General features: G+C 69.2%; 13 protein-coding genes. 6 read left to right on the top strand and 7 right to left on the bottom strand.

Annotation, left to right across the window (positions count from 1 at the left end; genetic code table 11):
• Window positions 1–57: 57 nt before the first annotated feature.
• Window positions 58–549 (bottom strand): DUF1269 domain-containing protein, encoded by a 492-nt coding sequence (locus ACWEOO_RS37840; protein WP_355698630.1) that lies wholly within the window; start codon window positions 547–549, stop codon window positions 58–60.
• A 195-nt stretch (window positions 550–744) separates the two neighbouring features.
• On the opposite strand from ACWEOO_RS37840, the gene ACWEOO_RS37835 reads away from it, so the two are divergent.
• On the top strand, window positions 745–1239 hold the full coding sequence (locus ACWEOO_RS37835; RefSeq protein WP_452147138.1) for a DUF6069 family protein: 495 nt from the start codon (window positions 745–747) through the stop codon (window positions 1237–1239).
• 24 nt (window positions 1240–1263) lie between these two features.
• Here ACWEOO_RS37835 and ACWEOO_RS37830 read toward each other — a convergent pair whose 3' ends face one another.
• On the bottom strand, window positions 1264–1989 hold the full coding sequence (locus tag ACWEOO_RS37830; RefSeq protein WP_452147137.1) for a GAF and ANTAR domain-containing protein: 726 nt from the start codon (window positions 1987–1989) through the stop codon (window positions 1264–1266).
• On the opposite strand from ACWEOO_RS37830, the gene ACWEOO_RS37825 reads away from it, so the two are divergent.
• Window positions 1988–3622: a beta-N-acetylhexosaminidase gene (locus ACWEOO_RS37825; RefSeq protein ID WP_452147136.1), complete on the top strand. Its 1635-nt coding sequence runs from the start codon at window positions 1988–1990 to the stop codon at window positions 3620–3622. The genes ACWEOO_RS37830 and ACWEOO_RS37825 overlap by 2 nt on opposite strands.
• Window positions 3623–3665: 43 nt before the next feature.
• Here ACWEOO_RS37825 and ACWEOO_RS37820 read toward each other — a convergent pair whose 3' ends face one another.
• Genes ACWEOO_RS37820 through ACWEOO_RS37800 form a run of 5 tightly spaced genes read right to left on the bottom strand, consistent with a single transcriptional unit; the run spans window position 3666 to window position 10929 of the window.
• A complete protein-coding gene (locus ACWEOO_RS37820; RefSeq protein ID WP_452147135.1) occupies window positions 3666–5729 on the bottom strand; it encodes an NPCBM/NEW2 domain-containing protein in 2064 nt (687 codons plus the stop codon).
• Window positions 5730–5763: 34 nt separating this feature from the next.
• Window positions 5764–7911 carry an alpha-galactosidase gene (locus ACWEOO_RS37815; protein WP_452147134.1) on the bottom strand — a complete coding sequence of 716 codons (2148 nt, stop codon included), beginning with the start codon at window positions 7909–7911 and terminating at the stop codon, window positions 5764–5766.
• The gene (locus tag ACWEOO_RS37810) at window positions 7908–8723 is read right to left on the bottom strand and encodes a carbohydrate ABC transporter permease (RefSeq protein WP_363716963.1); all 816 of its coding nucleotides are present in this window, start codon (window positions 8721–8723) and stop codon (window positions 7908–7910) included. The genes ACWEOO_RS37815 and ACWEOO_RS37810 overlap by 4 nt, the downstream gene beginning before the upstream one ends.
• Window positions 8720–9649, bottom strand: a complete 930-nt coding sequence (locus ACWEOO_RS37805; protein ID WP_359925559.1) for a carbohydrate ABC transporter permease — start codon at window positions 9647–9649, stop codon at window positions 8720–8722. The genes ACWEOO_RS37810 and ACWEOO_RS37805 overlap by 4 nt, the downstream gene beginning before the upstream one ends.
• Complete coding sequence (locus ACWEOO_RS37800; protein ID WP_452147133.1) at window positions 9646–10929, bottom strand: ABC transporter substrate-binding protein; 1284 nt, start codon at window positions 10927–10929, stop codon at window positions 9646–9648. Before ACWEOO_RS37800 ends, ACWEOO_RS37805 begins: the two co-directional genes overlap by 4 nt.
• A 224-nt stretch (window positions 10930–11153) precedes the next feature.
• Between ACWEOO_RS37800 and ACWEOO_RS37795 the strand changes: the two genes are divergently transcribed.
• Genes ACWEOO_RS37795 through ACWEOO_RS37780 form a run of 4 tightly spaced genes read left to right on the top strand, consistent with a single transcriptional unit; the run spans window position 11154 to window position 14558 of the window.
• Window positions 11154–11876 (top strand): SDR family NAD(P)-dependent oxidoreductase, encoded by a 723-nt coding sequence (locus ACWEOO_RS37795; protein ID WP_452147132.1) that lies wholly within the window; start codon window positions 11154–11156, stop codon window positions 11874–11876.
• Window positions 11873–12616: a FadR/GntR family transcriptional regulator gene (locus tag ACWEOO_RS37790; RefSeq protein ID WP_359925566.1), complete on the top strand. Its 744-nt coding sequence runs from the start codon at window positions 11873–11875 to the stop codon at window positions 12614–12616. Before ACWEOO_RS37795 ends, ACWEOO_RS37790 begins: the two co-directional genes overlap by 4 nt.
• Window positions 12613–13758 (top strand): galactonate dehydratase, encoded by a 1146-nt coding sequence (gene dgoD / locus ACWEOO_RS37785; RefSeq protein WP_452147131.1) that lies wholly within the window; start codon window positions 12613–12615, stop codon window positions 13756–13758. Before ACWEOO_RS37790 ends, dgoD begins: the two co-directional genes overlap by 4 nt.
• Window positions 13752–14558, top strand: coding sequence for a hypothetical protein (locus ACWEOO_RS37780; protein ID WP_452147130.1), 807 nt, complete (start codon window positions 13752–13754; stop codon window positions 14556–14558). The genes dgoD and ACWEOO_RS37780 overlap by 7 nt, the downstream gene beginning before the upstream one ends.
• The last annotated feature ends 2 nt before the right edge of the window (window positions 14559–14560 follow it).

Below are 14560 nucleotides of genomic sequence, written 5' to 3'. Positions count from 1 at the left end.
CGCCGGCCACCGCGTCGTCACGCGGGGCCGGCGCCGCCGATGCGGTTCGGAGACCGGCTACTGCGCGAGCATCTCGCGCAGCTCTGCCTCCTGCTCGGCCGACAGGTTCGACTCGATGAGCTCGGGCTTCACCCCGCGCTCGTCGAAGGCCGCCTTCACCTTCTCCTGCACGGCACCGCTCGACATCAGGAACAGTGCCGAGGTCCCGGGGGTGACCTTGTCGCGGGCGGTCTTGATGAAGTCGTCGTCGATGCCGACGTCGCTCATCGATCCCGCCAGCGCGCCGGTTGCGGCGCCGATGGCGGCGCCGAACAGCGGAACGAAGAAGATCAGCCCGAAGAGCATGCCCCAGAACATGCCGCCCAGCGCCCCGGCACCGGCCAGGTTGTGCAACTGCCGGGTCTTGGGCTTCTTCTTGTCCGGCTGCCACGACACAGTCGCCGCGTCGTGCACCTCGATGAGCTGCTGTTTGGCCAGTGACTCCAACGTTCCGACGGCTTGATCGGCTCCTGTCGGGCTGTCGAACTTCCACACCGTCAGTGTCGCCATCGTGCGCTCCCTTAAGTCGGTCTGTACGTCATCTGCAGCCTCGACCGACGACAAGCCCGTCGCCTCATCCCCACTGGGTGAACGGCGCCTGGGGCCGGCCCGTGTGGATCGGCGAATCATCCGCCCCGAGTGATGCAGCCAGGCCGCTCCGTGGCCAAAGTCTGGGCAACGCCGCCCGACAGGAGGGTCCGACGCATGACCATGCCACCTTCGTCGCCAGCCGCCGACCGAGCTCCGCGCATCAACGCAGCCCGCCTCTGGGCGGGCGGAGCGGCCACCGCTGTCGTTGCGGGCCTCGTCGCGATCGTCGGCATCCTGCTCGCCCGTGGTGTCTTCGACCTCGAGGTGCTCGCCCCCAAGGGCGATGGCGTCTGGGGTGATGCAGATACCTGGACGTATGCCGCCGTGTCCGCCGGTGCTGCCCTCGTGGCGACCGGCCTCGTGCACCTGTTGATCCTGTCGACGCCCCGTCCGCTCCGTTTCTTCAAGTGGGTCGTCACGCTCGCCACGCTGGCCGCCGTGCTCGCACCCTTCGCCGCCGAACGCTCCTGGGAGACTGTGGCCACCGCGCTGATCAATCTGGCCATCGGCATCACCATCGGCGCCCTGGTGACCGGCACCGCCCGGAGCGCGACCACCGTCGGACAGCACAGGCCGCCACCGGCCGGGCCGGTCCCCTATCCGCAGTAGCCGTCGGCACGCGTCTGGCCGGCCTCAGTGGGTGGCGGTCCCGGCAACTATCTGCTCGGCGACCACGCGCAGTTTCACGTTGCCGTCCTGGGACAGCCTGGTGAGGAAGGCGAACGCGCGGTCGTCGGAGAGCTGGTACCGCTCCATGATGATCCCGACCGCGTTGCCGATCAGGCCCCGGGTACGTACGGCGTCCTGCAGGTTGTGGATCTCGCGGGCGTAACCGATCGCCATCGCGGCCTGGTGCTGGAAGAGCAGACCGAGTGCACCGAGGTCGTTGAACGCGCCCGCCTTGTGCGCGTACAGGTTCAGCGCACCGCGCGACTTCGGCCCGTCGAAGAGCCGGATGCCCGCCTGGGCCTCGATCCCGGCGGCGACGGCGGTCGCGGCGTACCGCGGGAAGCGTGGATCATCGGCGAGGTACGGCGAGACGACGTGCACCGCGTCGGCCGCGGCGTCGTAGCACGGTCCTTCCTGCAACTCGTACTGCGCCGCGTCGACGCCCCACAGCACGTCGTCGGTGGGTGCGACCGTCTCCAGCCGGCCGTCGAGGTGCAGGATCGTGATGCTGGCGTTGTCCACCTCGTCGAGCACTTCGACGGCCGCCGCGGTGATCCGCTCGAGCGTATGGTCGAGGTCACCGGGCGTGAGCGCCTTCGACAGCCGTTCTGCCTGTTCCAGCAGCCGTTGCGTGTCCATTGCTGTCCGGTACCCAGCCCGTACGTCGGCGATGCCGCAGAATCGTCGCATGAGTCTTCCCGTGATCCCCGCACCCACGACGACGACCACAAGCGACGAGACCTTCACCCTGAGTGGCGAATCCGGTGTCGCCGTACAGTCACCGGAGCTCGCCGGGCCGGCCGCGCTGTTCGTCCGGGAGGTCCGGCTCGACACCGGGCTCACGCTCGTCCCGCCGGTCATCCGTGACGCGGCCACGGTCCCGCCGGACGCGACCCCGGCAGCCGTCACCGTGCTGATCAGCGACGAGGGCCTCGGCGACATCCCGTCCGCGGCCGGAGTTCGCGCCGACGGCAACGACGTGGACGAGCGCCACGGGCTGGAGATCACGAGCGAGGGCGTCCGCGTCTGGGGCCCGACTCCCGAAGCCGTCCACCGCGGCCTCACCTCACTGCGCCAGCTCATCACCGCCCACCTGCAGGACGGTACGGCGGTACTCCCGGCGGCCCGGATCGTCGACGGACCGCGGTTCGCCTGGCGCGGGCTGTCGCTCGACGTGGTGCGGACGTTCCACGCGCCGGCCGAGGTACGGCGGGTCATCGACATGCTCGCGCTGTACAAGCTCAATGTCCTGCACCTCCATCTCACCGACGACCAGGGCTGGCGGGTCGAGGTACCGTCGCGGCCCGAGTTGACGCGGGTGGGCGCCGCCGGTGCGATCGGCGACCGTCCGGGCGGGTACTACCGCACACACGAGCTGGCCGAGCTGGTGGCGTACGCGGCCGACCGGTACGTGACCGTCGTCCCCGAGATCGACATGCCGGGCCACACGTCGGCGGTGTTCACGGCGTACCCCGAGCTGGCCCCGGCCGAGCTGCGCACGATCGATCTCGGCAACGGCAACGCGATTCCGCTGAACGCGCTCGAGCCCGGTCGCCCTGAGACCTGGGCGTTCGTCGAGGACGTGCTGGACGCGGTCGTCCCGCAGTTCCCGCAGAGTGCGTACGTGCACATCGGCGGCGACGAGGCGTGGGGCATGGCGGACGAGGATCATGCCGCGTTCGTCGACAAGGCCGCCGCGCTGGTGCGGGCGCGCGGCAAGCGCGTCGTCGGGTGGCAGGAGATCGCCCGGGCGAACCTGGGTCCGGACGACGTCGCGCAGTACTGGATCAGCATCGACCTCGACGCGGCGGACGCCGGGAACGGGCCGGTTCCGCCGGAGGATCTGCTGCCGATTCTCGTCGAGCACCTGCGGAAGGCGAAGGGCGACGCCCCGAAGGCACTCGCCGCCGGCGCGCGCCTGATCGCCTCGCCGACCACCTGGTTGTACTTCGACCGGCCGCACGGCGACGCGTCGTCCGACCCGGAACAGGAGGAGGCGCGCAAGCGGCTCGGGCTGGAGTTCTACGGCCCGGCCACCCTCCGCGACGGGCTCGACTGGGACCCGGTCGAGGACACCCCCGGCGTGACGTCGACCGACCAGCTGGCCGGTATCGAGGCCGCGATCTGGTGCGAAACCATCACCAGCCCCGACGACCTCGAACTGCTGCTCCTCCCCCGCCTCCCCGGCGCCGCCGAGAAGGGATGGTCGCACCAGACCCAGACTGACTGGCCGATGTACGCCGCGCGCTTGGCTGAGCAGTCCCCCGCTTGGCGCACCCGCGGCTGGACCTGGCTGAAGTCAACCGAGGTCGACTGGAAGTAGACGAAGGGGGCGGTCTTCGCAGACCGCCCCCTTCCCATCGTGGTCAGCAGGTCGCGGTCGGTGCGGCCCAGTCGGCGCGGTCGTTGTAGCCGCCGTCGCCGGCATCGCCGACGAGGAGGTCCAGGACGCGGACGCCGGTCAGGTCGACGTCGAACTGCTTCGGCGTGAAGCGGTCGACGGTGCCGCTGTCGAACAGGACCTTGCCGTCACCGACGACCTGGAACGTCGACGTACCGCCGTCCGGTCCGACGTTGCTCACCACGTCGTCGATGCCGACGGTGCCGGTGAGCCGCGCGCACGACTTGCCCAGGTAGTACCGGATCAGCGACGGCGACGCCACACCGATGCCGGTCGAGTACGTCGTACCGGTGAGCTTGATCGGGTTGCCGCCACCCACGCTTTCGTCGATCGTCGGCGACATCCAGCCGCTGGTCGCGGTGATCCACTGATGATGCGACAACGGCACGGTCCCGCTCGGCGGCGTCGGCGCGACGACCACCGGGGACAGCACGGTCGTCTGCTTCTGCACGCCGTACCCGATCGCCTGGTACGTCGTGGCCGCGGTCAGGCTCGCGGTACCGGGCGCGGCCCCGGCGGGCAGCGTCACGGTGAACCCGAACGTCGCCTGCTGGCCGCCCTCGATCAGAGCAGGTGCCTTCGACAACGGCTTCACCGTCCACCCGGTGCCGCCGGCAACTGTCACGGCCGGGGTGAACACCGGCATGAGTCCGTCGTTGCGGACGGCAACCTGCACGGTCAGTTCGTCACCGCCGGCGACCACCGGCGCGGCACCCTCGGGCTGCGCGTCCGTGCCGACCTTGGTCACCTGCGGGATCCCTGCTGTCACGTGCGGGACGCCGGGGATGCCGCGAGCCGCCGAGACGCGGAACAGCGCCGTACCGTGTGCCGGGACCGCCGCGCTGATCACGCCGCCGCTCTCGGTCACCTTGTCGGTCCATGCGTTCTTCAGCGTGAATCGGTCACCGCTGAGACCGACCGCCGACGCGGTGGTGGTGATGGTCTTCGCGCTGTCGCCCCGGTTCAGCAGGACCACGGCCCGGCTGCCGTCGGCGAGCCGCTTCACCCAGGTCTCCGTCGTACCGGACGGGCCGACCCGCACCGCCTGCACAGCGGCCTTGTCCTGGTTGATCGCGACCACGTCCGGGTCGGTCAGCATCCCGATCGTCGTCGCGCTCAGCTTGCGCACGTCGCTGCCGACCACCAGCGGCGCGGCGGCCACCGCCCACAGCGTGAGCTGCGTGCGAAACTCCTCGTCGCTCATCCCGAGCTCGGGCGCCAGGTAGTCGGGGTCGCTGAACGCGCCCGGCTTCACGACCTCCGGATGCCGGGCGTTCGCGTCGTAGTTCCGCAGGACGTCCTTGAACTTGATGTCGCCCTGGAACCCGACGTCGGTGTAGGTCCGCCACGACTGCGCGATCGCCGGCGCGTACGACCAGGAGTTGATCGACTGCTGGGACTCCGGGTAGTTGCCCCAGTCCGGCGACGTCACCGGGTTGCACAGGTTGAAGATCATCGGCCGGTGGCTGGCGTTGTTCCGCAGCGCCTGGGCGAACTCGGTGTAGACCGTCTTGGGGTCCAGGTTCGCCGCGATACCGCACAGGTAGTCGACCTTGACCGCGTCGAAACCCCAGGCGGCGAACTGGTCCGCGTCGCGCTGGTAGTACCCGCCGCTGCCGAGACCGCACTTGCCCGGGATGTACGGGCCGGCGTCGGTGTAGATGCCGGCCTTCAAGCCCTTGCTGTGGATGTAGTCGACCAGCGGCTTCAGGCCGTTCGGGAACTTGGCCGGGTTCGGCACCAGGTCGCCGGCTTCACTGCGGGACTGGTCGGCCTGCCAGCCGCCGTCCAGCCACACGATGTCGTACCCGGCCTTCGCCAGTCCGCGGCTCACCAGCGAGTCCGCGACCGACTTGATCGTGTCCTCGGTGAAGTCGCCGCCGAGACCGTAGTACGTGTTCCAGCCCATGTAGGGCGTCGGGCTGAGGACCGGAGCTGTGGCCTGAGCCGCCACAGCTCCGGTCGTGGCCGCGAGCGCGCCGGTCAGCAACGCCGCCGCGGTCACCCCACCCAGGAGTCGTCTGAGCATCTTCGTTTTCCTTTGCTGCCGTTTGAGCGGATGGTCAGTCGATCGACTCGACGACCAGGCAGTGCGAATCGGCGGAGCCGTCGACGACGACCCCGACCTGCAGCAGGTAGCTGCCCGGGTAGGCGTGCTCGCCCACCCGGTAGTTCTTGGCCGGATCCAGCCCGGCCAGCGGCACCCGCCGCGGCCGGGTCGGCAGTGTGCCGCGCACGTTGCCGTCACCGGTCTCCCACAGGAACACCACGGACTTCCGCGGTCCGACGTACTGCACACCGGAGCCCAGTCCGTAGACCTTGCTCTCGGCAATCAATTCCCGAAAGTCCTTGTACTGCTCGAGGTGCCGCGCCGCCGTCTTCAGCTGCTCGTCGTTCCAGTGCGACAGGTCCGCGCCGATCCCGAGCACCCCGGCCATCGCCACGTGGAACCGGAAGTCGAGCGATCGCTGCCGGCCGTCGTGCGTACCTTCCGCATCGGTCACCCATGAGCTCATCAGGTGCGGCGCGAACCCGGTGCGGAAACCCTGCTGGATCTTCAGCCGATCCAGCGGCGCCGTGTTGTCGGACGGCCAGAGCGTGTCGACGCGCGCCGCCATGCCCAGGTCCACTCTCGCGCCGCCACCTGCGCAGCCTTCGACGGACACATCGGGGTGCCGGGTCCGCAGCCGATCCAGGATGGCGTAGAGATTCCTCACCGCCAGTCCGTCGACGTCGCGCCGCACGTCCCCGGTGTCGAGCCGCGGCCGATTCGCATCCCATTTCAGATACGAGATGTCGTACGACGACAGCAGCCGATCCAACGTGCTCCAGATGAACTCGGCAACATCGTCCCGGCTGAGATCGAGCAGCAACTGGTTGCGGACCAGCACCGGCTCGCGGCCGGACGTCCGGAGGATCCACTCGGGATGCTCCTGCGCCAGCTGCGACGTCGGGCTGACCGACTCCGGCTCGATCCACAGACCGAAGTCGAGCCCCAGCCCGTGCAGGTCGGCGATGAAACCGTCCAGCCCGCGAGGGAACTTGGCCGCGTCGACCTCCCAGTCGCCCAGCCCGCCGGTGTCGTCGGACCGCCCGACGAACCACCCGTCGTCCACCACGAACGTCTCGACGCCGATCCCCGCCGCCCGCCGCGCCAGCTCGAGCTGATGCTCGGCACGGAGGTCGAACTCGGTCGCGAACCACGAGTTGTACAGGACCTTCGGAACACGTTTTCGCGACCCGGCCCGCGCGTACTCGTGGAACGTTCGAGCCAAGCCGTCAGGACCCTCGGCGCTGCAAGCCCCGACAGCCTTCGGCGACTCCCAGGTCTCGCCCGGACCCAGCCGCGTACCAAGGCTCGAAGCACTCCGGCCGGCCTGAATGCGGAGAAGGCCGGTGGTGTCGACGTCGGCGGACATCTCCCAGGATCCGGACCACGCCAGCTGGACGCCGTACGCCACGTCCCCGTCAGTCGCGAGGAACGGCGAGTACGAATGCCCCGTGATCCCTTGCGCGCTCCCGATCGTGAACCGTCCGCGCGGCAGGGTCACGGACGCCTGCTGGAACTCGCTGTTCCACTCGCCCCACAAGTACTTGACCGTGTTCCCCACCGGCACCACGAACCCGGCGGAGTCGTGCCGATGCAGAGTGAGCTCTTCGGTCCCGGCGTTGCGCACAGAAACCCACCGCTCCACCACGTCGCCGACCATCCGGTAGTGCAGTAAGACCCCCAGCCCGCGCACCTCGTCGACGAACTCCAGACCCAGTTCCTCCCCCACCCCCACCTCGCCCGCCGACCCCACACCGTCCTCCCCAGGACCATTTGAGGGGTGAACCGCTCGCATTGCCGGTTCCCCCGGCTGCATGCGATCGGTGAACCGGCCTGGGCGGGGGTTAACCCCTGAAATGGCCGTGGGGGCGTGGGGCAGATGGGCGGGGCGGGTGGCGTGGATCGGGTGGGTGAAGGTTGGGCGGAGTTCGTCGGAACCGTCCGGTCCGCTGACCACCAGGTCGACCGGGGCGGTGTAGCGGACGCCCCGTACGGCGTATTCCAAAGGCTCCACGTCCGCGCGCGGTACGAAATGCTCGGTGCCGACGATCTCGACCGGCGCCGGACCAGGGCCCCAGGCGACCAGCTGCGCCCACTGCCCGTGCTCCGGAACACCGACGACGTACGACGTCGTCGTACCGCGCAGCGTCCAGGTCCTCACTTGACGGCCCCGATCGCCAGACCGCCGACGAAGTGCTTCTGGAAGCGGAGGAAGACCGCGACCGTCGGTACGGCGGCGATGACGGTGCCCGCCGCGATCACGTTCCACGACGACACGAACAGCCCTTGGAGGCCGAGCAGCGCCGGCGTGACCGGCATCTTGTCGCCGGAGCGGATCACGGTGATCGACCACAACAGGTCGTTGAAGATCCACGTGAACGACAGCGCACCGAGCGCCGCCAGCGCCGGCCGGGTCAGCGGCAGGATCACCGCCGAGTAGATCTTCCCCGGCCCGGCTCCGTCGATGGTCGCCGCTTCCTGGATCTCGCGCGGCAGGTCCCGCATGAACCCGTGCAGGACGAACGTGTAGAAGCCCAGCCCGAACCCGACGTGCACCGCGATCAGTGCGATGAGCGTGTCGTAGTACCCGATCAGCTCGACGAAGCGCGAGATCGGGATCAGCAGGATCTGCGGCGGCAGCAGGTTGCCCATCAACATCAGCAACAGGATCGTCCGCCGGAACGGAATGCTGTAGCGCGCGAGCCCGTACGCCGCCACCGAGGCGAGCCCGAGACTCAGCAGCACGGCCGGGATCGTCACCAGCAGGCTGTTGATCAGCGCGCGGAACTCGTCCGCGTCCTCCCACGCCGACTTGTACGTCGAGAACGTGAACGAGTGCGGCAGCGAGCCGAGCCCGTTCGCCGCGACGTCGTCGAACGAACGGAACGAGATCACCACCACCCACAGGATCGGCGCGACCCACAGGAACGAGATCAGCCCCATCGCGACGTGGTAGCCGGTACGCCGTATCACGTTTCCTCCCGGAAGGCGCGGATCAGGTAGCCGAGGATGACGGCGAGGGCGAGCAGGAAGATCACGACCGCGAGCGCGGAGGCGTACCCGAGCTGGGTGGACTGGAACGCGGTCGAGTACATGTAGGTGCTGAGCAGTTCGGACGAGTGGTACGGACCGCCCTTCGTCATCGACCAGACGATGTCGAACGATCGCAGCGAGTCGATCACGATCACCGACAGCACGACCGAGTTCACGCCCTTGAGCTGCGGGATCGTGACGTAGCGCGTGCGCTGCCAGGCGGACGCGCCGTCGACCTTCGCGGCCTCGTACAGCGCCGGGTCGACGGCCTTCAGGCCGGCCAGGTACAGCACCATCACGTACCCGATCTGGCGCCACAGGGCCGGCACGATGACGGCGTACAACGCGGTGTCCGGGTCGGCCAGCCACGGGCGGACGAAGTTGCCCAGGCCGACGGTCCGGAAAACCGTGTCGACGAGACCGTCCGGCTGGTAGAACACCCGCCAGATCAGCGCGGTCACGACCAGGCTGAAGACCACCGGGGTGAACAGCGCCGCCCGGTAGATCCCGACGCCGCGGCGCTCGCGCTGCAGGAGCAACGCCATCCCGAAGCCGCCCGCGACGCTCAGCCCGCCGAACAGCACCAGCCAGATCGCCGTGTTCTTCAACGCGGTCCGGAAAATCGGATCGGAAACCATGTCGGAGAAGTTTCCGAACCCGACGAACCGCGGCGCCGACAACCCGTCCCAACTGGTCAACGCCAGCCAGAACCCCTGCAAAGCAGGCCAGAACACCCAAACGGCCTCGATGGCGAAGGGCACCAGGACAAACGCGAGGATTAGTGGCGACACCCGCCGCGTACGACGTTTTCCGGAGGCCGAGCCGCTGCCGGCCCGGCTCCGTGCTTCCACAGCGGTGACAGTCACGCCTTGAAGACCTTCGCTGCCGCGGCCTGCCAGTCCTTCAGGATCTGGTCGATCTGGTCCGGCTTGTCGAGGAACTTGGTGAGGGCGGCGTCGGCGGTCGGCTGCAGCGCGTCACTCGAGTCGCGGTTGAAGAACTGGGTGATCTCGGCGGCGCCTTCGATCATCGCCTTGCCCTTCTTCACCAGCGGAGTGTCGGCGGCCTTCCCGTCCGGGTTCGCCGGGATGACCGTGCCGGAGGAGTTCTGGACGTAGATCTCCTGCGCCTCGGCCGTCGCCAGCCAGCTCATGAACTTCTTCGTGCCGTCGACGTCCTTCACCTTCTTGGACGCGAAGTACCCGTCCGTCGGCGCCTCCTCGGCCACCGGCACGGCCGGATCGATGATCGGGAACTGGAAGAAGTCGATGTCGTCGAGCGCGTCCTTCGGCGCCGAGTCCGCGAAGAACGTCCCGATCAGGAACATCCCGGTCTTGCCCGCGAGCAGCGCCGACGTCGCCTCCTGGAATGGGAACGACTTGCCCTTCGGGTCGAAGTACGGCAGCACCTCACGCCACTTGGTGAAGACCGCCTTCACCTTCGGGTCGGTGAAGTTCCCCTCGCCGGCCAGCAGTTGCCGGTGGAACGGCGCGCCGTTGATCCGGATGTTCAGGTAGTCGAACCACGCCGACGCGACCCACGGGGTGTCGCCGAGCCCGATACCGATCGGCGGCACGCCCTTGCTCTGGATGGTCTTGCACACCGCGACGAACTCGTCCCAGGTCTTCGGCGGCGTCACGCCCCACTTGGCGAAGTTCGACTTGCGGTAGAACATGCCCCACCAGTAGTAGCTGGTCGGCACGAAGATCTTCTGCCCGGCGCTGCTCGTGGACAGCGTCTGCATCGCCTTGGAGTAGTTGCCCATCGAGTCCCACACGCTCGAGACGTCGAGCAGCAGGTCCTTCTTCGCGTACGAGTCCGCGACCGAACCGGCGTACCAGGTGTAGACGTCCGGCGGGTTCGCCGAGGTCAGGTACGTCGGCAGCTGGGTCCGGAAGATCTCCGCGGCGACCGTGTTGAGCTTGACCTGCGACCCGCCGGTCTTGTTGTACGCGGCAACGAGTTTCTCCATCGCGGCCTTGGCCTGCTCACTCGAGAGGTTCGACTGCAGTGCGACCTCACCGGTGGCGGCGCTGCCGCTGCCCGGACTCTTCGACGACGTCGCGCACCCGGGGACCAGGGTGGCCGCCCCGAGCAGCCCGAGCCCCTTGAGGAATGTGCGTCGATCCGCTGCCAGACCCGTCATGCCCTAACTCCTGAGATCTGCCCGGCCGGCGATGCCAGTCGGGTGAGTGGTGTGTTGCGGACGATCTTGCGGCGGCGCGTCGCGGGTGTCAATATTAATTCGTAAATTACGAGCAAATCGCTTGACCCGGCAGCGTCGCCGCGGTCAACTGGTCCCTCGTTCATCGTTGGAACCTGCCTGCCTCCGTGCTTGGGTGGGACCTCGGCTTCTGGAGGAGGCGGCACGTGCGGCTGGCTGGGCGGGTGATCGTGGTGACCGGAGCCGCGTCGGGGATCGGCGCGGCCTGCGCCGAACGGGCGCTGACCGAGGGCGCGCAGGTGGTGCAGGTCGACGTACATCCCTGCAAGGACGTGCCTGGCAAGGCGATCAGCGTGATCGGCGACGTGTCGTCGCCGGACACCTGGGCGGAGGTCAGGTCCCGCGGGCGCGACGAGCTCGGCCCGATCGACGGGTTCGTCAGCAATGCGGTCGTCGTCGACGTGAAGCCCGCCCACGAACTGGCGCCGCCGTCCTGGCAGCGGCAGCTCGACGTCAACCTGACCGCCGCGTTCCTCGGTTTCCAGGCCCTGTACGACGACCTTGTCGCGGGCGCCGGCTCCGTCGTCCTGGTGTCGTCGGTGCACGCCCTGGCCGGCCTGCCCGGGCATCCGGCGTACGCCGCGACGAAGGGCGCGCTGGTCGCGCTCGGACGGCAACTCGCCGTCGAGTACGGCCGGTCGATCCGCGTGAACAGCGTGCTTCCGGGCCCGGTCGTCACCGCGATGTGGGACCGGGTCGACACCGAAGGGCGCGAGCGGAGCGCCCAGGCGACGGCACTCAAGCGGCTCGGGCAACCGGACGAGGTGGCCCAGGCGGTGGCGTTCCTGCTGTCGCACGAGGCGTCGTTCGTCACCGCGACCAGCCTGGTTGTCGACGGCGGATGGTCCGCCGTGAAGGATTCGGCGTGAGGGAGAGCAGGGTGACGGGGATTCAGCGTGGGGTACCGCGGGGACTGCACGGGCAGATCGTGGAAGTGATGGCGCAGCGCATCCTGTCCGGGCAGATCCCGGAGGGAGCGACCATCAACGTCACCGAACTGCAGTCCGACCTCGGCGTCAGCCTCACCGCGGTCCGTGAGGCCTTGAAGGTGCTCACCGCCAAGGGCCTGGTGGACGCGCGGCAGAAGCGCGGGACGTTCGTCCGGCCGCGCTCGGACTGGAACCTGCTCGACGCCGACATGATCCGCTGGCACTTCAGCGACGCGGACGCCCGGCCCGAGCTGCTCGAGGAGCTGCACGAGGTGCGCGGCATCGTCGAGCCGGCCGCCGCCCGGCTGGCCGCGCTGCGCTCGGACGACACCCACCTCACCGCGCTCGACGAGGCACTGGCGGCGATGGAGTCGGCGACCGACGACCTCGCCGCCGTGACCGCGGACCTCGCCTTCCACCGGGCGCTGCTCGCCGCGACCGGTAACGAACTGCTGACCAAGATGGAAGTGATCATGGAGACCGGGCTCGCCGACCGCGACCGGCTGGTGCACAAGGTGAAGCCTTCGGACGACCCGGTGCCCAGCCACCGGCGGGTGGTGGACGCGGTCCGCGCCCACGACCCCGAGGGCGCCGAGCTCGCGATGCGGGAACTGCTCGCGAAGGCGGCCGAGGACCTCACCGAGGTCCGTGGTTCGACCCGCGCCCGGCGGCGCCGGTGAAGATCGAACGCATCGAGACGTTCCTCGTCCCGCCGCGCTGGCTGTTCTGCCGGATCGAGACCAGCGACGGCGTCGTCGGGTGGGGCGAACCGGTCGTGGAAGGACGCGCCGAGGTCGTCCGCGCCGCGATCGACGTCCTGGCCGAGTACCTGATCGGCAAGGACCCGCTGCAGATCGAGCGGCATTGGCAGGTGCTGACCAAGGGCGGCTTCTACCGCGGCGGCCCGGTGCTGAGCAGTGCCGTGGCCGGACTGGACCACGCACTCTGGGACATCGCCGGCAAGGTGTACGGCGCGCCGGTCGCGGCGCTCCTCGGTGGGCGGGTCCGGGACCGGGTCCGCGTCTACGCATGGGTCGGCGGTGACGAGCCGTCCGCCATCGCCGAGTCGGTCGCCGAGCAGGTGGCGGCCGGGATGACGGCGGTCAAGATGAACGCCAGCGGGCAGATCCAGGCCTCCCCGTCCGTTGCCGAGGTCAACGACATCGTCACCCGGCTGGCCGCTGCCCGCTCGGTTCTCGGTGACTCCCGGGACGTCGCGATCGATCTGCACGGACGGGTCGGCGTGGCGGCGGCGCGGCGGATCCTGCACGCGGTCGAGGACCTGCAGCCGATGTTCGTCGAGGAGCCGGTGCTTCCGGAGCAGATGGCGCATCTGGCCGAGGTCGTCACGACGTCGACAGTGCCCGTCGCCCTGGGAGAACGGTTGTACCACCGGGCCGACTTCATGGCGCCGCTGAACGCCGGCGTCGCCGTCGTGCAACCCGACGTCTCGCACGCGGGCGGGATCTCCGAGCTGCGCCGCATCGCCGTCCTCGCGGATGCGCACGGGGCCCTGCTGGCGCCGCATTGCCCGCTCGGCCCGATCTCGCTGGCGGCGTCCCTGCAGGTCTCGTTCGCGACCCCGAACTTCCTGATCCAGGAGCAGAGCCGGGGCATCCACTACAACGTGTCGAGCGACCTCACGTCGTACGTCGTGGATCCGGCGCCGTTCACCTGGGTCAACGGCCACGCGGAGTGGAATCCCCTGCCCGGCTTGGGAATCACGGTCGACGAGGACGCCGTCCGCGCCGCGGACCGGATCGGTCACACGTGGCGCAACCCGGTGTGGACCCACGACGACGGATCGTTCGCCGAATGGTGACCGAGCAGGGCGCCGGCCGTCTGGTCACGGTCGACGCCCAGGACGGCGGCAGGTGGACCTCCCTGCACCTCGCGGGACGCGAATGGCTGTGGGCGGGACCGGGTCTGATCACCGGCTCCCGGGCCGGTCTGGCTACCTTCATCGACGCCGGCGGGCTCGACGAATGCTTCCCGACCGTGCGCGGCGAACCTGATCACGGCGGCCTGTGGAACCAGCCGTGGGACGGGTCGGTGGTGTACGACGGCGCGATCCTCACCCGCACCATCACCTCCGGCACCGACACGGTCGCCGTCGACTACCACCTCGAGGCGGCTCCGGGTTACCGGTTCATCTGGGCCGCTCACGCATTGCTCGATTGCGCCGAAGGTGCCGTCATCTCCGCTGTGCCCGGGACCGAATGCAGGCTGTACCCCGAGTCCGCCGCTCTCCTTCCCTGGGCATGGCCGGCGGATGCGCCCTGGGTGACGGCCGTCTGGCCGACTCCTCTCGACCTCGACACGTACGGCGCCACGGACGGCACCGCCGTCGGCGCCGTCCTGGTCGACTGCCCGGCGGTCTCGGTCCAGGATCGCGGCGCTGAGCTCAGCCTGACCTTGAGTTGCCCGGGGCAACCAGTCTCCACCGCGCTGTGGCGCAACCAGGGCGGCTTCCCGGACGACGCGCCGTACCGGAGTCTCGGCGTCGAGCCGATGCTGGGCCGCGTGTTCGACCTGGCGACCGCCGGTCCGGACGACGCCGCGGTCGTTCCCGCGAGTGGTGAACTGACCTGGCGGCTGACCGTGTCCGCCAGGCCAGTGTGATG

This window comes from Kribbella sp. NPDC004138 (assembly GCF_053603655.1).
This window is presented reverse-complemented; position numbering and strand designations above follow the sequence as displayed.

Coding starts and splice junctions, on each gene's coding strand:
- ACWEOO_RS37800 (WP_452147133.1), bottom strand. CDS start 10,929: ATGACGGGTCTGGCAGCGGATCGACGCACATTCCTCAAGGGGCTCGGG.
- ACWEOO_RS37825 (WP_452147136.1), top strand. CDS start 1,988: ATGAGTCTTCCCGTGATCCCCGCACCCACGACGACGACCACAAGCGAC.
- ACWEOO_RS37780 (WP_452147130.1), top strand. CDS start 13,752: ATGGTGACCGAGCAGGGCGCCGGCCGTCTGGTCACGGTCGACGCCCAG.
- ACWEOO_RS37835 (WP_452147138.1), top strand. CDS start 745: ATGACCATGCCACCTTCGTCGCCAGCCGCCGACCGAGCTCCGCGCATC.
- ACWEOO_RS37820 (WP_452147135.1), bottom strand. CDS start 5,729: ATGCTCAGACGACTCCTGGGTGGGGTGACCGCGGCGGCGTTGCTGACC.
- ACWEOO_RS37830 (WP_452147137.1), bottom strand. CDS start 1,989: ATGCGACGATTCTGCGGCATCGCCGACGTACGGGCTGGGTACCGGACA.
- ACWEOO_RS37840 (WP_355698630.1), bottom strand. CDS start 549: ATGGCGACACTGACGGTGTGGAAGTTCGACAGCCCGACAGGAGCCGAT.